This window comes from Paenibacillus wulumuqiensis, from assembly GCF_000971965.1.
GTDB classification, from domain to species: Bacteria; Bacillota; Bacilli; order Paenibacillales; family Paenibacillaceae; genus Saccharibacillus; species Saccharibacillus wulumuqiensis.
Genome location: NZ_LAQP01000015.1, coordinates 45,236 through 65,439 on the forward strand (window position 1 = coordinate 45,236; position 20,204 = coordinate 65,439).

Genomic DNA, 20,204 nt, shown 5'->3' on the forward strand with positions numbered 1-20,204 from the left:
GAGAAATAGATGATAAATAGGCTTTTCTCTAACGGGTTATCTGGTCTGCTGCTAACCGCGCCTTTGCCGCGGAGAGTATCTCTGACGGAATATGGATAAGGCTGTCTACCTGAACAGGAAGTCCGGTGCGGATCGACTGATTGGCAGCGATGCCTGTCAGAATGGAACGTGCTCCGTCGATATGGTTGGCAGCCCGGTGGAACGGGTCTTCGGCAGGCTCGCCGAACAGATCGTTCAGCAATTCAGGATCACCGCCGCCATGGCCGCCTGCTTTCTCCTCTACCTTCACCTCGTAAGGCTCGGCAAACATGGGAAATACAGTGATCTGCTTGCCTTCCAGTGCACCTTCGTCGGCTTTGTCTCCGCCGGCATTGACGTAGGATTTCTCGATCACCTGCATTTCGATTCGTCCGCGGGTGCCGTTGAAGGCAATCCGGTACCCTTCCCATGGCATATAGGCATTCAGGGAATAGGTGAGCATGGCTCTGTTCTTGTAGCGGACGATGACACTCATCGTATCTTCAATGCTGATGCCGTCACCGAACACGCTCTGATCACGCTGGTAGCCGTCTTCATGCTCGGCATCCAGATACATTGCTTTGAGATTGGGATTGTCGTCCAGCGTAAGCGCAAACGGATCGCCCTCTGCTGCCGGGTTGCCGGTCGCCCGATTATAAAAGGAAGTAATGCCGCGCTGCTCTGCATTTTCCCGGCCATAAAACAGCAAGTCGCCAAAAGCAAATACCGTCTCCGGCTGGGAGCCGATCCAGAAGTTGACCAGATCAAAATGGTGGGTCGACTTGTGCACGAGCAGTCCGCCGCTGTTGCGCTTGTCCCGGTGCCAGCGGCGGAAGTAATCCGCGCCATGCTGGGTATTGAGCAGCCATTCAAAGTGCACGGAAGTGACTTCGCCGATCGCTCCGTCACGGATCAGCTCACGCGCCCGGGTATGATGAGGCGCATACCGATAGTTGAAAGTCACCCTCACATTGCGTCCGGTACGTGCCACAGCATCCATAATGTCCTGGCATTTATGCTCGTCAACGGTCATCGGCTTCTCGGTAATAACATCGCAGCCCAGCTCCATCGCCCGGATGATATAACGGTGATGGGTACGATCCACACTGGTTACGATGACGATATCGGGCTGCTTTTCCCTGATCATCTCGTCAAAGTGGTCGGCAGTATACAAATCGACCGGGGGATAATCATATTTTTGCTCCAGCAGTGTATTCGCATAGCGGGCACGCGTCTGATTAATATCACAAAAAGCGACCAGTTCGGCTGTGTCACGAAAATCACGGGCGATCGCTCCATAAAAAAACTCCGCACGTCCACCTGTTCCTACAAGTGCATATTTCTTTGGCTTCATCGGTGTATTCCTCCTCAGAATCGGATAAGGCTGTCTGAGACCAGATTAGCAAAGAAAGCGGTACTGTTCGCCGCAAATGATGCTTTCTTTTGGTAATACCGCTTATTTTGTTATGCTATACTCTATCTGGGTAGCGCTTACAATAGAAAGGGGAAATACGCGATGTTTTCAGATATGCAAAGCAATCTGACCAATCCGCACGCGCTCGTCGCTGAATATACGGTACGCAGCGATTATTTTGCCATGGCGACCGAGCATGTACATCCTCATTATGAAATGTATATTTTGCTGTCGGGGGAACGGACTTATTTTATCCGTGATCAGATCTATGAGGTGCGTACCGGAGATATTGTATTTATCGGGAAAAATGAACTGCATCGGACCCTTCCCGGCGAGCTGCCGGATCACAAGCGGATTGTGGTGTATTTTAATGACCGGTTTGTAGAGCAGCATTTTGGGGAACATGAGCAGTGGCTGCTGCAGCCTTTTCAGCGTGATTATCCGGTCTTCCATACTGCTGTGCGTGATCAGGCGCTGATCCAGCCGGTCATTCAGCAGCTGGTGCGTGAACTGACCATGCAGGCGGAAGGATATGAGCTGCTGATCCATCATCTGGTGATGGAACTGCTTATACATTGTGCCCGCAGCCAGACCGCAGCTTCAGCAGAACCGATGGCCCGCCGGACCGCGATGCAGCAGCAGATGTCGGATATTGCCCAGTACATTAAGCAGAATCATCAGCAGCCGCTGTCCCTGCAGGGTATTGCGGATCAATTTCATCTGAGTCCCTCGCATCTGAGCCGGATGTTCAAACGGACGACCGGATTTCATCTGACCGAATATATGAATACGGTACGTATTCAGACGGCCCAACAGCTGCTGAGGGAATCGGGTCTCAAAATTATCGATATTGCGGAAGCCTCAGGCTTTGGCAACTTCTCTCACTTTGGCAAAATCTTTAAGCAGATGTGTCAGGTTAGCCCCCGGGAATACCGCACAGCTGTACGCAAAGGGAGCCAACTGTCGGCACATCAGTAAAGGTACTAAACCCAGCGATTGTGATGCTACATGCTGTTAAGTCACATTTATGCTACCAAACGCTGGTTGATTGGCATCGTCAGCTTAAAGCTGCGGAGGGACCGATGATGTCAGCAGTGCACGCAGCAGCAGTGAGGCGGTGCCGTCTTCATGCTCCAGCAGCACCCAGTTAACTGCAATAGTGTCCTTGAGCTGCTGCGCCTGCTCCAGCGTCAGCTGCAGGCCGTCCAGCCGTCCTTCTTCCCCCTCGGTATAATCACGTCCTGCCTTCATATCCAGCGCGTACTTGAGCCAATTTTTCATGCCCGGTACGGTAGTAAAGGTCATACGGTATCCGTCACGTACTGCCTGCACCAGCTGTTCACCATGCTCGGCGGCATAATTCATCCACTCGGCAAAATCAATATCACTGCTGCTGGCTGCCCGCAGCGGGGCCTCTTCCTGCTGATCCAGTGACTGGATCAGCACTTCTTCGGTAATGCCGTCCGAGCGCAGGCGTTCAATAAGAATGGCACTGCGCTGGGAGATTCTCACCTGTTCTGTCATCTGTTCGTCCTCCATTGCTTCATTAATAATTGTACCACTATCGTATCATATTCCTGACAGCATATGCCTCTGTCAGTTGTCACGGCGAATCGGACGACTATTGGCGAGCAGCAGCGCACCGAGCAGTGCCAGAATCGCCAGCGACCATAGCAGTGTATTCATCGCGTCCTCATAATCGACAATGATCAGCCGGATAATCGCAGTGATACCAATATAAATGAAGTAACGCAGCGGGAAATGAAATCCGCTTTTGAAATATTTGACGATCAGCGCGATAAACTCAAAGTACAAAAAGAACACGAGCAGCTTGTCCATAAACTCATAGGCAGTCGTGCCTGGATCGCCGCTTATAAAGATGAAGCTGAAAATATACCAGGTTTCTTTTAACAGGAAAAAGCATAATGTAAAAGCGACCAATCCGAGTGTAATATTCAGTACAGCCTGCAAAATGGTCGGGATTTGCTGTATATGCCGCATCCAGTTCTTCATATCTGGTTCCTCCTGCCTGTGGTTCTATTTTATGGTATGGACCGGCTGCAACCGGGTAAGCTGCTAATCGGTAAGAGATGAATTGAGTATATAATCTGCCTTAATTTGCTGCAACAATTGGATGATATGCGAACTTTAGCGCTTGATTGCTACTACGTATAAACTTATTTAAGCCTATTTAAATTACCTTTATTTTATTATATATACATAAAATGTAAATTATTATAGACTGGGTTTGCAACCTACTATTTATTCATAAGGAGTGATTTACTTATGTCAGCACGCGAGGTTCATATTACCGTAATTAATGTAACGGATAGCGAACTGGTCCTGGAAAGTAAAACCAATCTTGCTCATGGTGAATGGATTGTCTCTCCAACCAATGTTCCCAATAATGGGAAACCGCTTAATTTTGAAGCTGATTCGGATGGTTTTGCAACCGGTGCTGAAGGAACGATCTATTACAAACTTCCTCAGGGAGAGATCACTCTTTATTTTGATGACCCTTATGTGGGATCGGATGGATTCTCTGCCCAATCCAGTTCTCCCGCCTATAATATCCAAACGATCGGCGGCAGCGGCAATGTATGCAATGTGACGTATCTGGTCACCAATGCCTGATGGGTCAGCTGCCTGGTATTCTAGGAATATCCAGTTCCTACACGTAAATAAATGAAAAAAGCTCTCTTCATTTCAATAAATGAAGAGAGCTTTTTTACGTCCCAGGAGGGATTCGAACCCCCGACCGACGGCTTAGAAGGCCGTTGCTCTATCCAGCTGAGCTACTGGGACAAATAGTATGTAGAATTAAGCGACAAATGATATTATACCGTAATTTATAATTTTTTCAAATGTATTTTTTAATCGTCATTCGCCAGCCCTTTCCATCTGGTATATACTGGCTAAACAGGTTGATATTCAGCAGTGGAAACGTATATTTAAAATTTTGCTGAAAATCTTGGTCCTTATTATCCGAAAATAAGTTTTAATTGGGAAAATGTGTATTATAATATACCTAGAACTATTTAACTATTAAACAAATATTATTAATTTCCTATATATTGCAATCGTTATCATATCGGCTGATATGCAATTGAACCGAAATGGAGGTATCCATGATGTCTAACTCCCTATCCGGCCAGGAATCAGGGCATCCCACGCAGAATTCAACAAATGAACCTACCGACTCGACGGCTCCTTCGATACGGGATGAAGATATTCCAGACGGCGGCAAGCACGGATGGGTCAAGATCAAAGATAACCGGATTCATGTATTCCCCCCACGTCAGGGAGGACGCCCGGCTTCGATTCACGGAGTCGCTCCGGTCACGCTAATCGTAAATAAAAATATCATCGCGGGCACTGCTCCGATCGGGGAGGAGGATATCGTCACCTGGGAGCTGCAGCATGATCCAATGTTTGAGATTAAGGTTACTTTGGACAAGATGGAAGCCTACCTGATCCTGCATGAGCGGGTCCGGTATGAATGGAATCTCGTGGATACTCCGGCAGCTGCCCAGGTTATGGTCCAGGCCGTACCCGACCGCGAGCGCATTACCGAGACGCTGGAATTCACTCATATTATGGATGCGCTGGAGAGCCGACATATTATCAAAAATATCGATAAAGCAGCCATTTTGCAGGAATTGGAGTTCCCTTCCGGCAAACCGATTGTTATCGCACGCGGACAGGCGTCCGTACCGGGAACCGATGCGCGGTTGGAACTATTTTTCCCGGAGCAGATTGAGTCTGTCTTCCACGAGGCTGGCGGCGTCATCGACCATCGCAGCTACCGTCGGATTCCTTCAGTGCATGAAGGGGAAGTGATTGCCACCAAACATGCACCGGTCAACGGAATGCCCGGTTATGATGTGTTCGGCAATGAACTTCCTCCGCGGCCGGCGCAGGATCTGGAGATCACCCCCGGCGAATTTACCGAAATGAATGAAGCGGGCGAGATTATTGCCCTGCGTCCGGGTCGTCCACGGATGACCGGTCGCGGCAATCGGCGGCAGGTGGACATTTCCAGTGCTTTTGTCGTAAGCGGCGATGTGGATCTGCGTACCGGCAATATTGTGTTTGCGGGAGACGTGATTGTACATGGCAATGTGACTGATCATATGATCATCGAATCACTGGGCAATGTATATATTCACGGTAATGTATACAATTCAACGATTACGGCAACCGGCAGTATTTCCATTCAGGGTACGGTGATTGGCGGACGGGTCTATTCGGGCTATTTTGGCGTCATGTTCAACCGGATGTATGCCGCGTCGAAGCAGCTGAGTCACGAAATGCGCCAGCTCGATATGGCTGCCCAGGTGCTCGCCGACGAGCTGCGTACACGCAATCAGCCGGTACGGTACAGCCAGATGGTCATGCTGCTGATCGAACGCAAATTCCGGAATATTCCGGAACTCGGGCGCGAACTGCTGCAGGTTTTTTCCAGTATTCAATATATTCAGACCAAGGATACCGAGCAGCTCAAGCTGATGCTCGCCGATCTGATGAGCTCTGCCAGCATTCTGGAAAAGGTGGATGAGCAGATGGTCCTGAGCATGCGCGGGTATCTGGATCGGCTGTATGCCAGTGTGTCCAGCATGCAGGAGATTCAGGTCAATATCGAGCTGTCCCGCTGTCAGTCCAGCGAAATCAAATCCAACGGCGATATTCTGATTACCCGTGAAGGGGTGCTGCAGAGCAATCTCTACTCCGCAGGCAGCATTGCCTTTATGAAAGACCAGTCGGTATGTCGCGGCTCACGGCTGGAGGCCGAAGAACGCATTATCGCCGGTACGGTCGGCAGCGATGCCAATGCCCGCTGTGTGCTTCAGGCCAAACAGCATGTATATGTGAAGCGGCTGTATAACGGCTATATTATCGTGGATCAGCATCGCTGGAATGTGATCGATATGATGCAGGATCAGCTGTTCGATGCGGAATATATGCAGCTCCATGCTCCGATTCATTCCTCCACTACAGTATAGGGAATGGTTGGACGAAGATCGTACAATTGTGCAAACAGGTAAATAGATAAGTGTATCAACAGCAAAAAGGCTGATGCCAGGTCAGAGGAAATGACCGGGATCAGCCTTTTTGCTGTTATTTGGTATAGGTTATCTGTCAGCAGAAATCGGCAGCTTGAGTAGACTGCTGTCTGAAAGAGAAGCTCGTTGCTTAAGCGAAAACTGCCTGAATCGGAAGCTCATCGCTTGGTCGTTTGAGCGAACTGCTGTCTAATTCAGCATCTGCTCTTTTTAGCGAACGGCTGCCTGCTGCTGACGGATACTTTGCGGTCTCAGATCCTGCCAGTGGGCAGTAATATAGGTCATACAGGTCTGGCGATCTGATGATGACAGCGCGACAGACCAGCCTGCCGGAATGTTCATCGCTGCCGGCCATAGTGAATGCTGGCCCTCTTCATTGATCAGTACGATATACTGCCCGTCCGTCTGCTCAAATGGATTTTTCATTGTCCATCCCTCCTGCTATTCATCGCTATCATTCGTTGATGGGACTGCTCCAGATGTCCGGACAGCACGCTGCTGATGATCTCCAGCGGTCCGGGCTGACACAGGTCCTTGTGGCGGCAGGCGATATCATGCCGCTCCAGACCGGCTGCCACATAAGGCTCCCACATCTCCGGCTCAATCGGGTCAAACCAGTCCGGAATAATCGTCGACCGGAAAAACAGCATCCTGCCGTCAAAAGATTCCGGTACATAATGACTGAGCAGCCGCACCGAGTTCTCATAGGTGGTACGCAGCTTCATAATCGTCTCTTCATCTAGGCTGGCCAGTGCGCTCGTATCACTGCGCAGAATCTCCATGGCCCGCGCCATATCCAGCGGACCATCCCCGATACTGTCCGGGTCATATCCGCCCAGGGCCAGCAGTGCAGTCAGCGCTTCTTCTTCCTCCTGCTCTTCACGAATCGGCAGATAATGGCTCGGGTATGCATCCAGTACAGCCAGCAGAGCGACCTGCTGTCCTTCACGCTGCAGCTGCACGGCCATCGCCTGAGCGACATTGCCACCGAGTGACCAGCCCAGCAAATGATAAGGGCCTTCCGGTTGAATCGTACGAATATGGGCCACATAATCGGCAGTCATCTCTTCCAGGGAGGCAGGCAGACCTTCTGCTTCACCGATCCCGCGGGCCTGCAGTCCGTAAATCGGCCGCTCTGTCTCCAGATGCTTCATGAGTCCCGCATAACACCAGCTCAGACCGCCAGCCGGGTGAATACAGAATAATGGTGCCTTGCTTCCATTGGGACGCAGCGGCAGCAGTACCTGCAGTGCATTGCTGCCTGTATCCCCATCGAGCCGGGCAGCCAGTTCGGCAACACTCGGAGCTTCGAACAGAATACCGATTCCCGGTTCATATCCCATCGCTTCCCTGATCCGGCTCATCAACCTAACCGCCAGCAGCGAATGACCACCCAGTTCGAAGAAGCTGTCTTCAATCCCGACACGCTCCAGTCCAAGTACCTCGGCAAATAAATCACAGAGCATCTCTTCCTGCGGATTGCGCGGTGCCTGACTGCCTGCAGCTGCAGATCGATCCGGTGCCGGCAGCGCTTTGCGATCCAACTTGCCATTTGGCGTGAGCGGCAGTTCATCCAGTACAACGAATGCTGCCGGAACCATATAATCCGGTAAAAATGTCGAGGCATGCTGCCGCCATGATGAAGAGGAAGCTTCCGAACCGGCTGATGGAACGATATACGCGGTCAGACGCTGATCCCCGGGCTGATCCTCCCTGACGATCACAGCGACCTGCGCAATCTCCGGATGACGCGACAGGGCTGATTCAATCTCGCCCAGCTCAATGCGGAAGCCGCGGATCTTCACCTGCTGATCGGCTCGTCCCAGATAATCCAGTGAACCATCCGCCAGTCGGCGTGCCAGATCACCGGTCCGGTACATCCGGCTGCCTGCCGGCCCGAACGGATCAGCCACAAACCGTTCGGCCGTGAGTTCGGGACGACGCCAGTATCCGCGCGCAAGGCCAGCTCCGGCTACATACATCTCACCCGCAACGCCAGATGGCGTATGCTGTAAATATTCATCCAGTACATATACCTGCAGATCGGGAATAGGCACACCGATCAGACTGCTGCCGCCCGATACTGCCGACTCACGGCCAAGTTCATTGTAGCTGACATGGACGGTCGTCTCGGTAATCCCGTACATGTTGATCAGACGCGGAGCATCCTCGGCATGACGTTCATACCAGTCTGTCAGTCGGCCAAGCTCCAGCGCTTCCCCGCCGAAAATAACGTATCGCAGCGTGAGCTGCTGTCCGAGTTCCTTATTTTCCAGATCGGCCTGCATTAACTGGTAAAAAGCCGATGGGGTCTGGTTGAGCACCGTTACCCGCTCTGCTGCCAGCAGCTGCAAAAACCGGTCCGGTGAGCGGCTGATATCATGAGGCACAATCACCAGACGGCCTCCATACAACAGCGCTCCCCATAGCTCCCAGACAGAAAAGTCGAAAGCATAGGAATGGAACAGCGTCCATGTATCCTCCGGACCGAATCCATACCAGTGTTCGGTAGCAGTGAACAGCCGGATGACATTTTGATGCGGAATAACGACACCTTTGGGGCGTCCGGTCGAACCGGAGGTATAGATCATGTAGGCAGACCGGTTGGCATTTGTTGCTGCCGGATGGTCTGCGGCAGGACTTTTCTGTGCATCCTGTGTAGAGAGCCGGATGGCTGTGTCTGCATCGTCCAGTATGATAGCCGTCTGGGCTGCAGAGAGATCCAGCTTGTCACAGGTATCCCTGTTTATGATGACGATGCCCGGCTCGGCATCTTCCAGCATATAGGCCAGACGCTCAGCCGGATAAGCCGGGTCCAGCGGCAAATAGGCAGCACCTGATTTGAGCACGGCCAGAATACCGATCACCAGCTCCACCGAACGCGGCAGAGCAAGCGCGACAAACTGCTCCGGACCGATTCCATGCCCGATCAACAGATGGGCCAGCTGGTTGGCACGGGCATTCAGCTGTGCATAGGTCAAGCAGTCTTCACCATAGCTGACTGCTGTCTTGTGCGGCTGCAGTATACACTGCTGCTCAAACCGACCGATCAGATCCAGCAGGGGCACGGATTCATCGATAGAAGTGGACAAAGAGACAGGGGCAGCTGTCAGCTCATAACGCTCTTCGTCCAGCAAAATGTCCAGCTGCCCTACCGGACAGTCCGGTACACTCACTACCGAAGCGAGTACCTTCTGGAAACGGCGGGCCATACGCTCGGCAGTCTCCCTGCGGAACAAATCGCGGCTGTATTCCAGAATAACGTCCAGCCCCTGCGGACGACCATCCGGTCCGTAACGCTCTGTCAGTTCAAAAGTCATATCAAATTTGGAAGTGCCGGCACCACGGATTTCCATTTGCGCCTGTATGCCTGGAAGCTCCAAGCGGACATCCGGCGTATTTTGCAGGACGAGCATGATTTGGAATAAGGGGTGTCTCGACCGGGAACGAGGCGGATTCAGCACTTCCACCAGCCGCTCAAACGGCATATCCTGATGCTCGTACGCTTCCAGATTACGCTCACGCACCCTGGACAGCAGTTCCACAAAGCTTGGATTGCCCGATGTATCCGTACGTAGAACAAGCGTATTGATAAACATGCCGACCAGCTCGCCGACAGCATCGTCATTGCGTCCGGCAATCGGGCTGCCTATTGGAATATCATTGCCAGCTCCAAGGCGGGTCAGCATGATTGCCAGACCGGCCTGCAGCACCATGAACAGACTGGCTCCATGCGTCCGGGCCAGCTGCAGCAGCTCCTCGTGCAGCTCTGCCCACAGAGAAAAGTGTACGCTGTCTCCCTCATAGCTGGACACCAATGGTCTTGCATGATCCATTGGAATCTCCAACTGTTCCGGCAGATGATGCAGCGTACGTGTCCAGTATTCCAGTTGTCTATGCATCAGGCTGTCCGGCTCACTTTCGCTGCCCAGCAGACGACCCTGCCAGATCGCGTAATCGGCATACTGTACGGCAAGAGGCTTCCAGGCAGGAGTCTGCTGCTGACAGCGGGCAGTATAGGCAGCACTTAGATCGCGGGCCAGCGGATGAAGCGACCAGCCATCTCCGGCGATATGATGCAGCAGCAGCAGCAGTGTATGCTGCTCGGGTGCTGTACGGAACAGCTGCACACGCAGCGAAGGCTCCTCGGCCAGACGGAAACTGTAACGCACAGCTTCCGACAGCAGACCAGGCAGCTGCTGCGGCTGAACATCATGGACAGTCAGTAATGAACCTGCGGACGGCCGCTCCAGAATCTGCTGATAGGAAGAACCATCCACCTGCGGGAAAATGGTCCGCAGCGTCTCATGCCGCTGGATCACATCCTGCACAGCGGCAGCCAGCGCTTCGGTATCCAGTGCTCCCTGCAAATGAAGAACCAGTGGAATATTGTACGTCGGATTCGGTCCGTCCAGACAGTACTGGAACCACAGGCGCTGCTGGGCAAAAGACAGCGGCAGCCGCTCCGGCCGGACTTCGGCACGGATCGCCGGTCTGACACTGTGCGCCCGATCCAGCTGACGGGCCAATCCTGCGACAGTAGGCGACTGGAACAGACTGGAGATATTCATCTCCACTCCAAATACTTCACGTATCCGGATCATCAGACGCCCTGCCAATAGGGAATGCCCACCCAGCCGGAAAAAGTCACTGTCGACGCCTGCATGGGGCAGCTGCAATACTTCGGCAAATAAAGTGCACAGCAGTTCCTCCTGCGGTGTTCGTGGCTCGCGCACAGAGGAGGCAAGCTTCAGATCCGGTGCCGGAAGCGCGCGACGGTCAATCTTTTTGTTGGGCGTCAGAGGCAGCTGCAGCAGCTGGACAAATGCTGCCGGAACCATATACTCCGGCAGTTCTTCGGCCGCATAATCACGCAGCCGCTCCAGATCCAGCGGAGCGGCCGCTTCGGTATGGGCGACGACATAGGCGACCAGCTGCTGCATTCCCGGCTGATCTTCACGGGCGATAACCGTCACCTGACCCATGCCCGGATAGCGGGAGATCACATGTTCAATCTCGCCAAGCTCCATGCGGAACCCGCGAATCTTGATCTGGTGATCGGCACGGCCCAGGTAATCCACTTCGCCGTTGAGGGTCCATTTGGCCAGATCGCCGGTACGGTACATCCGGCTGCCCGGCGCACCAAACGGATTGGCTACGAATCGCTCTGCCGTCAGATCCGGTCTGCCCAGATATCCACGTGCGAGTCCATTACCGGCAATATACAGCTCTCCGGCCACTCCTGGGGGTACCAGCTGCAGGGTGTCGTCCAGAATATACAGCTGGGTGCCCCGAACCGGTCCCCCGATCAGCGGCTTGTCGGTATCCGAATGATTCAGCCGGGCAGCCGTGGAATAAATGGTCGTCTCTGTCGGCCCATACTGATTGTGCACCTCGCAGCCCAGCTGCTGCAGTGCAAGCTTCAGACGCAGCGAAAGCGCCTCGCCACCGGTAATAATGCGCAGTCCCCGCAGAGAGCCCTCTGGCGGATTCACCGATACAATCGACTGCCACAGCGTGGGCGTCGCCTGCATGATCGTAATGCCCTGTTCATGAATGCGCTGCAGCAGCGCTTCCGGGTTCAGAATCGTCTCCCGGCGGGCGATGTCCATCATCGCTCCCATGGTGAGCGGCAGATAGATTTCCAGAACGGAAATGTCAAAAGCAATCGTCGTTACTGCCAGCAGCCGGTCATGAGATTCCAACCGAAATCGCTCCTGCATTCCGGCCAGCAGATTATCCAGTCCGCCGCGGGTAACCGCAACTCCTTTGGGCCTGCCTGTGGAACCGGAGGTATACAGAATGTATGCCGGATGCAGCGGCGAGAAGCTGTCCATTCGTTCCTGCGGCCGTATATTTTCACAGGACAATACCGACAGCCGGGAGGCCACAGCATCCTCATCCGCGATAATAACCGGCAGCGAAGAATCAACAGGAATAAGCGGCCCCAATTCGGCCGTTGTCAGCAGACAGGCCGGTCCGGCATCTTCCAGCATGTACTCCAGGCGATCCGCCGGATAGTCGGCATCAAGCGGTACATAGGCTGCGCCGGTCTTGTGTACTGCCAGAATCCCGATGACCATGTCGATGCTTCTTGGCAGAGCAACCGCGATGATCCGGTCGGGTCCTGCGCCATGTTCCATCAGCAGTCGGGCCAGTTGGTTGGCCTGTCGGTTCAGCTCGCCATAAGTAATGGTTGCCTCTTCACAGCTGACCGCGATCCGATCAGGCGTACGTGCCGCCTGCTGCTCAAACTGTTCTGCCACCGACAGACCGAACTCCTGAAGGGAAGGCTGATTCCATTGTTCACGTACAAGCTGGGCTTCTTCCGGCAGCAGCAGGTCCATCTCTGCTACAAGCTGATCGCTGTCGGACTGTAATGCTCCGGTCAGCAGATGCATCATCCGCTGCCGGTGAGTGTCCAGTTCCAGCTGGGTGTACACCTGTGGATTGGCATCCAGATCCAGAGCCAGTCCTCCATCCGCACGGCGGTAAATATGAATGGACAGATCATCGACAGGTCCTGTGCCCAGATTATGTACGATCCCCGGATAACCACCAAAGTTCAGTCTATCGTCAAAAGGCTTGATATTGACCATCGGCCCGAACAGACGATCACTCTCGCCGAGCAGCTGCAGATCCCGGCGCAGATCCTGATGCCGGTAGTGCTGATGACGCCGCACCTGGCGGCTCTCTTCGCTGATCTGGCGTACCAGTTCCCGCATATTTATGCCGGCACTTACCTCGCAGCGCAGCGGCAGCAGATTCATAACCATTCCCGGTACACGCATGGCCGCTGTGCCCAATCGGCACATGACCGGCATGCCCAGTACGATATCTGCCGAGCCGGTCATACGGCTCGTATACGCTGCGATCAGCGCCATCAAGACATCGGTCCAGCTGCAGTCCATCCGATCTGCATACTGCTGCAGATGCTCCATTTGATCCGGTGTCCATATGGCAGACGAGCGAAGGAATGAGGAAGCGGTTCGCTGCGCCCGGCTGCCCAGACTGACGACATCCGGCTGATCCTGCCAGCGCTGCTGCCAGAACTCCCGGTCCAGACTGCGCTGTTCCGACTGCTGATAGGCAGCATCTTCTTGCAGTACCTGTTGCAGACTGCCAAAGGAAGAAGCTGCCGGAACATTGCCGGCAACCAGCGAAGTGTACAGCTGAGCGGTACGCCCCGCCAGCAATGAGAACCCGTAACCGTCGATGACCAGATGATGAATCCGCTGATACCAGTAAAATCGCTCCGGTGCCAGCTGAAGCAGCGCCTGGGTAAACAGCGGTCCTTCCGTCAGGTTCACCGGGCGCTGCATATCCGCTGTCATCCAATCCATCGCAGCTTGATGTGGGTCATTCTTGGCCTGCATATCGATCCAATGCATGATTTGTTCGGGTACAGGGCCGGGCATTTGCCAGATTCCTTCCCGGTCTTCGCTGAATCTCATCCGCAGCGTGTCCGCTTCGGTAATCATCTGACGCAGTGCCTGTTCGAACAGCGACGGATGAAGCGATCCTTGAATTTCGATATATTCACCGGTATTAAAAATAGGGTTGGCCGGGTCCAGCTGCTGGGCGAACCAGATGCCGGACTGGGCCGCAGACAGCGGCCAGCGCTGTTGTACAAGTACGGATTCGGGCATCATTTCAAGCCTCCTCTAGTCCAAATCAAAAGTAATCTCCGTTGGGCAGCACCTGCGGGTTGCGGGAACACAGCAGTCTGGCCCATGCCGACAGTATCGGCTGCTCCGCCAGTTCCATAAAGCTGACTTCCATTCCTTCCCGGCGCCACTGCTCGGACAGCGTCATGATGCGTATGGAATCCAGTCCCCATAGCTGCACCAGATCGTCTTCGTCCGCCAGACGTTCCGGCTGTTCACCGAGCATGGCAGCAACCTTGTCCCGAATGCAGTTCAATTGGGCTGTATACTCCTGCTCGTGAATAGAACCGGACTGCTGCCCGGATGGATCGGATGGTTGGGATTCGGCAGATAAAGCTGCTGCAGATTGTGACACTGCCCCGTCCACCACTGCGGCTGTGTCGGCGGATACAGTGGTATTCCGGCTTCCCGCCGTATCCAATTGTTCCAGCAGCTGCTCGGTCGTGATCGTAACCGCACATCGTTCCGCTGCATATTGAAGAGCCATCCGGTGCTGTTCCTGCGAGAAATCCGCCACTGCATCACCGATCAGAAAAGCCTGAATATCCTGCATAAAAGCTTCACATGACGTCATCAGACAGCCGATATGAGCATAGATACCGCAGATCATCAGCTGATCACGTCCATGGCGGCTCATCATATCCGCCAGATCTGTTTTCTGAAAAGCGCTGTAGCGCCACTTGGTCATCAGAATATCGCGTTCATCCGGCTCCAGCTCGGGAACGATCCGCTTCTGGTCCGGTCCGCCGTCGATACCGTTGCCCCAGAAATCCAGCTGCAGTCCCCGCTGTTCCGGCGTCTGTCCGCCAGGCTGAGCCGAATAAATGACCGGAATGCCATGTGCATGACAGTACTCGCGCAGCTGCTGAATATGACTCAGCAGCTCGGATATCGGCGACTGGTCACGACCGGCAAACGCATGGACAAAATACTGCTGCATATCATGAATAAGCAGTACGGCCCGCTGCGGATCAGCCGTCCAGTTTACTTTATTAACAGGAAATTCCGCCTTCACAGGCATCGGGTAGGATTGTATTTTGGGAAGAGCCATCATGTATCACTCTCTTTCATCATCAGGTTGGTAGGACGAATTGCATTGGGTATTTCGGCATTAGCGAATAGTTAGCGGGTACTGTCACCGTAGCGAATGCCGTGGCGCGATAAGTTTGTTCATACGATGTTGTTCGTACGTATCAAGCTCTGCCTCAGACGATGCAGCAAATGATTCCTTTAAGGTGTGCAGCTTGCCGCTCATCTTACAGCAGACTGCTGCCCGGCAATCCGCTCACGCAGCGCTTTTTTGCTGACTTTGCCTACTCCGGTCTGGGGAAAGCTGTCCACGAATTCGATTCGATCCGGGATTTTGTAGGCAGCCAGTCCGCGTTCACGCAGAAAGGCTTTGATTTCCATCGCCGAAGGCAGGACATCCGCCGTATTCCCGGCCATGCCGGACTGGGCAATAATAAAAGCGCACGAGCGCTCACCCAGATATTCATCCGGCATGGAGACGAGCGCAGCATCAAATATCCCCGGATGGGCGAGCAGATGATTCTCCACTTCTTCGGCAGCCACCTTGTCTCCGCCGCGGTTGATCTGGTCTTTGGCACGGCCTTCGACGATCAGATAACCGCCAGGCGTCAGACGCGCCAGATCTCCGGTACGGTAAAATCCGTCGCTGGTAAAAGAGCGGGCATTATGCTCTTCCGCCTTGTAATAGCCGCGGATCGTATACGGTCCCCGTGCCAGCAGATGACCGGCCATGCCGGGCTGCACTTCGTTATCTTCATCGTCGACAATCTTGATCTCGTCATAGACGGACATCGGCTTGCCCTGGGTCTCCACAATAATCTCCTCGGGATCATCCAGACGGGTATAATTGACCAGTCCTTCGGCCATCCCGAATACCTGCTGCAGCTGGCATCCCAGTACGGGCTTCACCCGGCGTGCCGCTTCGGCGCCCAGCTTGGCTCCGCCGACCTGCAGCACCTGCAGGGAATCCAGCTTCACCTGCCGCGACGAGGCCGCATCCAGCCATACCAGCGCAAGCGGCGGTACAAGCGCCGTAATCGTCACCTTTTCCTGTTCAATCAGGGCAAAGGCTTCATCCGGACTGCCGCTGCGGGACAGTACAATCCTCCCTCCTGCATAGATCGTGCCGAGTACGCCCGGCGAGCTAAGCGGATAATTATGTGCAACCGGCAGTACCGCCAGATAAATGCTCTGTTCATCCAGCTCGCACACATCGACGCTGGCTTTAAGGCTGTACATATAATCATCATGTGTCCGAGGAATCAGCTTGGGCAATCCTGTACTGCCACCAGATAGCTGCAAAAAGGCCACATCACTCGCCAGCGGCCCTTCCGGCAGCTCCACCGAATCGGCATACAATTCTTCCAGTGCCATATAGTCTCCCGGTTCACCTGCGACAATAACATGCTGCAATCCCGGTGCTTCGGCCTTCACTTCGGCAGCCAGTGTGCGGTAATCATAACCGGCTTCGATATCGGGAATAATATAAGCGACCGCTTCGCTGTGATTGGCAAAATAAATCACTTCCTGTCTGCGATGCAGCGGCAGGGAAAAGACCGGCAGCGCGCCGATCCGAAACAGCGCAAAAACAACTTCAAAAAAAGCCGTTATATTCGGCAGCTGGACGATAACCCGGTCACCGGCAGCAATACCGAGCCGATGCAGCCCGGAAGCCAGCCGATCCACCCGCTGATCCAGCTGGGCATAGGTGATACGCTGCTCTCCACTGACCACTACAATCTGCTCTCCATGCGACTGCGCCTGTCTACGCAGCAGCTGACCGAACGTCTCGCCGCTCCAACATCCGGTCTCCCGGTAGTAACGGGCCATCTCTTCCGGCCATGGTGTAAATCCGGGCAGTCTCATGCCTGATCCCTCCCTGCAGGCTGTGCAGCCGGTTCATCGATGCGCATCGCCCGCAGCATCGTACGCAATTTGGCACTTGTCTCCGCCAGTTCGGCTTCCGCCGTGGATGCTTCCACTACACCTGCCCCAGCGTAGAGACGCAGCGTGGAGCCGCGTACTTCGGCACAGCGGATCGTAACTGCCCATTCTCCGTCTCCCTCTGCATTGCACCATCCCACCATGCCGGTGAACAATCCCCGGTCAAATGGCTCCACCTGCCGGATCAGATCGCTTGCCATATCAGTCGGTGTGCCGCAAATCGCCGGTGTCGGATGCAATGCTGCTGCCAGTTCCAGCGAAGTCACTGACGGATCATCCAGCCGTCCAGAGATTTCGGTCGACAGATGCCACATCGTCTCGGTCTGTACGAGAGAAGGCTGCTTTGGCACTTCCAGCTGGCTGCAGTAAGGGCGCAGCGCTGCAGCTACCGCTTCGATCACGACCGCGTGCTCGTGCAAATCCTTGGCCGAGACAAGCAGGGCTTCCGCCCGTCTGCGATCTTCCTGCAGATCTGCACTGCGCGCCGCCGAGCCAGCCAGCGGATTGGCGGTAAAACGCAGTCCCTGCTTGCGAATCAGCAGCTCCGGACTGGCCCCGATCCAGACCGGAGTTTCCCCGGCTGCCGATGAGGAATCGGAATGCTGTTCATGAGACAGCGGAATATGAACGGCAAAGGTATAACCATGTGTATTGGGCACCGCCAGATTGTGCAGCAGCGCCGCTACCGGAATTTTCGTAGAGCTGGTCAGCTCCAGCGACCGGGACAGAACGACCTTTTTCAGATCACCCTGACGCAGATGTACGAGCGCTTCCTCTACGCCCTGCTTGTAAATGTCTGCCGAAGGTACTTCTCGCAGCTCGTAACTGGACAATATCGATTGTGCAGGACCGGACCATTCTCCGGCTGTACGCGGAGACGCCCACTGCACCTGCTGCGGAATCACCAAGCGGGCTGGAGACAGCTCCGGGTCAAAAGGAATCGCTCCCACCAGCACCGGCTGTTCCTGTCCATCTTGACGAGCCTGCTGCAGCAGTGCAGCAGCACGACGGGATAGCGAAGGCAGATCTTCCTGCTCCACCTCCGGCAGCTGCAGAGCACTTCCTTCCGCCAGCAGCGTATACTGCGGGGAAGACCAGAAAAAACAATGGGTATCCGTATATTGTTCCAGAAGCTGATGGGCTGTAACTCTTGCCTCCTGCTTGGTTGTTACCATGATGTTCATCCTCTCCTTCTTGCTGTATGGGGTGTATGGGGTTGTGCTGTATTGGTTGTGCTATATTGATTGCGTTGTAAGGAGCCAGCATGGGCTGCCTGGTTACACGCCCATCGTGGCGCCGCCGTCCACATATAATTCCTGCATCGTAATATGACCAGCCTGATCGGAAGCGAGGAACAGGACGGCATTGGCTACATCCTGTGCCACCGCTATTTTCCCCAGCGGAATGCCGAGACGGAAATGATCCGGTGATCCCTGAATGACCGCTTCGGCATTATTGCCATTGGTCCACAGCATTCGCTGCATCTCCGTATCGGTCGATCCGGGAGCCACTACATTGCAGCGGATATGCTGCCTTGCATATTCCAGCCCAAGGCATTTGGTAAACATGGTCGCCGCCGCTTTGGAAGCCGCATAGGCGGACATCTGGGCACGCGGTACACCGGCTGCATTGGAGCTAACCGTAATGATGGTGCCGGATTCCCGCGCTGCCATCGATCCGATCACCGCCCGGCACATATGGAATACACCGGATGTATTAACGGCAAAGGTCGTATGCCAGTCTTCATCACTCAGTGCATCCACCGTCCCCATCCGCAGCACACCGGCCACATTGACCAGAATATCGATCGGTCCCATCTCCTGCTCGACCGTCTGTACTACCCGGCCGGCTTCCGTACTTTTACTCACATCCAGCGCATACGCACGGATGCGACCGGGATCTTTGTATTCCGCAGCCAGCGCCTGTACGCCGGCTTCGTTACGATCTGTCGCTGCCACGATGGCTCCATGGCGGAGCAGCGAGCTTACGACAGCTTCTCCGATTCCCTGGGCGGCTCCGGTGACCAGAGCGATTTTGCCTTCTATTCCTGTAAATGTCATCCTTATGCTCCTTGCCTGTATGATGATGAACGGGATAACGCCGTTTAATGGCAGGTATCCCTGATATGGGTTCTGTATCTGTATATGAATAGTTCTGTATCATGTACTACCGATTGCTCATGTACCTTTCATCTGCTGTCGCTTACGGATGCAGCGCAAACCGCAGCGCTCGGCTGATCAGGATAGGGACTACGGACAGATGATTCTCATCGGGGCACTCCCGGTACTCCATCTGCATCCCCGTCTCCCTCAGTTCCGACAGTCGCTCGATCAGCTGCTCGGAACGGTCGTTATTGCGGGCAGTATGTGTGCGTTCCAGCTCGCCCATGCCGATCAGCAGACGTAGAGGTTCCGCTGTGACCGTACCGCTCCGGCAGTCTGCAATAAAACGCTCGGCTTCTTCATCCAGCAGCTGATGGTTCCAGTGAATCGATGGACTGCCAGCGATATAATATTGAAAGGCCTGCGGCTGGGTAAACAGCGTATGCAAAACGAACAGCCCGCCGAGAGAGTGGCCGAACACGGCCTGCCGCTGACGATTGATCGGCAGTTTGGCTTCGATAACCGGCTTCAGCTCCTTTTCCAGAAAGTGCAGGAACAGATCCGCGCCTCCCTGTTCCGGGATAGGCGTCCCATCCGGACGACGTTTGTATTCGCTGGTCGCCCGCGGGGTATAGTCATAATAGCGGCGGGCGGCAAAAGGCTCGCTCGTCTCATATCCGATTCCCACGATGACAGCCGGGATAACGCCGGTCTTGTCCGGACGACGGCTCTGCATCCGCAGTGCATCGACCATCGTGGCGAACACCGAATTGCCATCCAGCAAATAGATGACCGGATAGCCTCCGGATGGTGGAGCACCTGCAGGTGTATAGATCATAATTTTATAATTGCAGTCACCGGCTGCTGAGGGCATCCGCCACTGTCTGGCCTGCGGCACTTCGATCCTGTGATCGGCAGCTTCGGCGATCTGCTGCTTCCTGTTATCGAGGTTCATACAGCGCCTTCT

At 54.3% G+C, this 20,204-nt stretch carries 13 protein-coding genes and 1 tRNA gene; 3 read left to right on the forward strand and 11 right to left on the reverse strand.

Going from position 1 to position 20,204, the window contains the following annotated elements; translation table 11 throughout:
* Positions 1-28: 28 nt before the first annotated feature.
* Positions 29-1,372, reverse strand: a complete 1,344-nt coding sequence (locus tag WH45_RS17525) for a Gfo/Idh/MocA family protein (protein ID WP_046215732.1) — start codon at positions 1,370-1,372, stop codon at positions 29-31.
* 162 nt (positions 1,373-1,534) lie between these two features.
* On the opposite strand from WH45_RS17525, the gene WH45_RS17530 reads away from it, so the two are divergent.
* On the forward strand, positions 1,535-2,410 hold the full coding sequence (locus WH45_RS17530; RefSeq protein WP_046215733.1) for a helix-turn-helix transcriptional regulator: 876 nt from the start codon (positions 1,535-1,537) through the stop codon (positions 2,408-2,410).
* A gap of 84 nt (positions 2,411-2,494) precedes the next feature.
* Here the strand turns inward: WH45_RS17530 and WH45_RS17535 are convergent, their stop codons facing one another.
* Positions 2,495-2,956: a hypothetical protein gene (locus tag WH45_RS17535; RefSeq protein WP_046215734.1), complete on the reverse strand. Its 462-nt coding sequence runs from the start codon at positions 2,954-2,956 to the stop codon at positions 2,495-2,497.
* A 72-nt stretch (positions 2,957-3,028) separates the two neighbouring features.
* On the reverse strand, positions 3,029-3,445 hold the full coding sequence (gene psiE / locus WH45_RS17540; RefSeq protein ID WP_046215735.1) for a phosphate-starvation-inducible protein PsiE: 417 nt from the start codon (positions 3,443-3,445) through the stop codon (positions 3,029-3,031).
* Between the two features lie 273 nt (positions 3,446-3,718).
* Here psiE and WH45_RS17545 point away from each other — a divergent pair, with 273 nt between their 5' ends.
* Positions 3,719-4,066 (forward strand): aegerolysin family protein, encoded by a 348-nt coding sequence (locus tag WH45_RS17545; protein ID WP_046215736.1) that lies wholly within the window; start codon positions 3,719-3,721, stop codon positions 4,064-4,066.
* 97 nt (positions 4,067-4,163) lie between these two features.
* Here the strand turns inward: WH45_RS17545 and WH45_RS17550 are convergent.
* Positions 4,164-4,237 (reverse strand) — tRNA-Arg (locus tag WH45_RS17550).
* Between the two features lie 323 nt (positions 4,238-4,560).
* Between WH45_RS17550 and WH45_RS17555 the strand changes: the two genes are divergently transcribed.
* Positions 4,561-6,435, forward strand: a complete 1,875-nt coding sequence (locus tag WH45_RS17555; protein WP_162198450.1) for a DUF342 domain-containing protein — start codon at positions 4,561-4,563, stop codon at positions 6,433-6,435.
* 270 nt (positions 6,436-6,705) lie between these two features.
* Here the strand turns inward: WH45_RS17555 and WH45_RS17560 are convergent, their stop codons facing one another.
* The 7 genes from WH45_RS17560 to WH45_RS17590 form a co-directional block, all read right to left on the reverse strand.
* Positions 6,706-6,921, reverse strand: coding sequence for an MbtH family protein (locus WH45_RS17560; protein WP_046215738.1), 216 nt, complete (start codon positions 6,919-6,921; stop codon positions 6,706-6,708).
* Complete coding sequence (locus WH45_RS17565; protein ID WP_046215884.1) at positions 6,918-14,144, reverse strand: amino acid adenylation domain-containing protein; 7,227 nt, start codon at positions 14,142-14,144, stop codon at positions 6,918-6,920. The genes WH45_RS17560 and WH45_RS17565 overlap by 4 nt, the downstream gene beginning before the upstream one ends.
* A 25-nt stretch (positions 14,145-14,169) precedes the next feature.
* On the reverse strand, positions 14,170-15,213 hold the full coding sequence (locus WH45_RS17570; RefSeq protein ID WP_046215885.1) for an isochorismatase family protein: 1,044 nt from the start codon (positions 15,211-15,213) through the stop codon (positions 14,170-14,172).
* 200 nt (positions 15,214-15,413) lie between these two features.
* The gene (locus WH45_RS17575; protein WP_046215739.1) at positions 15,414-17,057 is read right to left on the reverse strand and encodes a (2,3-dihydroxybenzoyl)adenylate synthase; all 1,644 of its coding nucleotides are present in this window, start codon (positions 17,055-17,057) and stop codon (positions 15,414-15,416) included.
* Positions 17,054-18,319: an isochorismate synthase DhbC gene (gene dhbC, locus WH45_RS17580; RefSeq protein ID WP_235338409.1), complete on the reverse strand. Its 1,266-nt coding sequence runs from the start codon at positions 18,317-18,319 to the stop codon at positions 17,054-17,056. The genes WH45_RS17575 and dhbC overlap by 4 nt, the downstream gene beginning before the upstream one ends.
* A 93-nt stretch (positions 18,320-18,412) precedes the next feature.
* Positions 18,413-19,195, reverse strand: a complete 783-nt coding sequence (locus tag WH45_RS17585; protein ID WP_046215741.1) for a 2,3-dihydro-2,3-dihydroxybenzoate dehydrogenase — start codon at positions 19,193-19,195, stop codon at positions 18,413-18,415.
* A 142-nt stretch (positions 19,196-19,337) separates the two neighbouring features.
* A complete protein-coding gene (locus WH45_RS17590) occupies positions 19,338-20,192 on the reverse strand; it encodes an alpha/beta hydrolase (protein ID WP_046215742.1) in 855 nt (284 codons plus the stop codon).
* Positions 20,193-20,204 lie beyond the last annotated feature (12 nt).

Coding starts and splice junctions, on each gene's coding strand:
- WH45_RS17560 (WP_046215738.1), bottom strand. CDS start 6,921: ATGAAAAATCCATTTGAGCAGACGGACGGGCAGTATATCGTACTGATC.
- WH45_RS17545 (WP_046215736.1), top strand. CDS start 3,719: ATGTCAGCACGCGAGGTTCATATTACCGTAATTAATGTAACGGATAGC.
- WH45_RS17575 (WP_046215739.1), bottom strand. CDS start 17,057: ATGAGACTGCCCGGATTTACACCATGGCCGGAAGAGATGGCCCGTTAC.
- WH45_RS17590 (WP_046215742.1), bottom strand. CDS start 20,192: ATGAACCTCGATAACAGGAAGCAGCAGATCGCCGAAGCTGCCGATCAC.
- WH45_RS17535 (WP_046215734.1), bottom strand. CDS start 2,956: ATGACAGAACAGGTGAGAATCTCCCAGCGCAGTGCCATTCTTATTGAA.
- WH45_RS17570 (WP_046215885.1), bottom strand. CDS start 15,213: ATGGCTCTTCCCAAAATACAATCCTACCCGATGCCTGTGAAGGCGGAA.
- WH45_RS17525 (WP_046215732.1), bottom strand. CDS start 1,372: ATGAAGCCAAAGAAATATGCACTTGTAGGAACAGGTGGACGTGCGGAG.
- WH45_RS17585 (WP_046215741.1), bottom strand. CDS start 19,195: ATGACATTTACAGGAATAGAAGGCAAAATCGCTCTGGTCACCGGAGCC.
- WH45_RS17530 (WP_046215733.1), top strand. CDS start 1,535: ATGTTTTCAGATATGCAAAGCAATCTGACCAATCCGCACGCGCTCGTC.
- dhbC (WP_235338409.1), bottom strand. CDS start 18,319: ATGAACATCATGGTAACAACCAAGCAGGAGGCAAGAGTTACAGCCCAT.
- WH45_RS17565 (WP_046215884.1), bottom strand. CDS start 14,144: ATGCCCGAATCCGTACTTGTACAACAGCGCTGGCCGCTGTCTGCGGCC.
- WH45_RS17555 (WP_162198450.1), top strand. CDS start 4,561: ATGATGTCTAACTCCCTATCCGGCCAGGAATCAGGGCATCCCACGCAG.
- psiE (WP_046215735.1), bottom strand. CDS start 3,445: ATGAAGAACTGGATGCGGCATATACAGCAAATCCCGACCATTTTGCAG.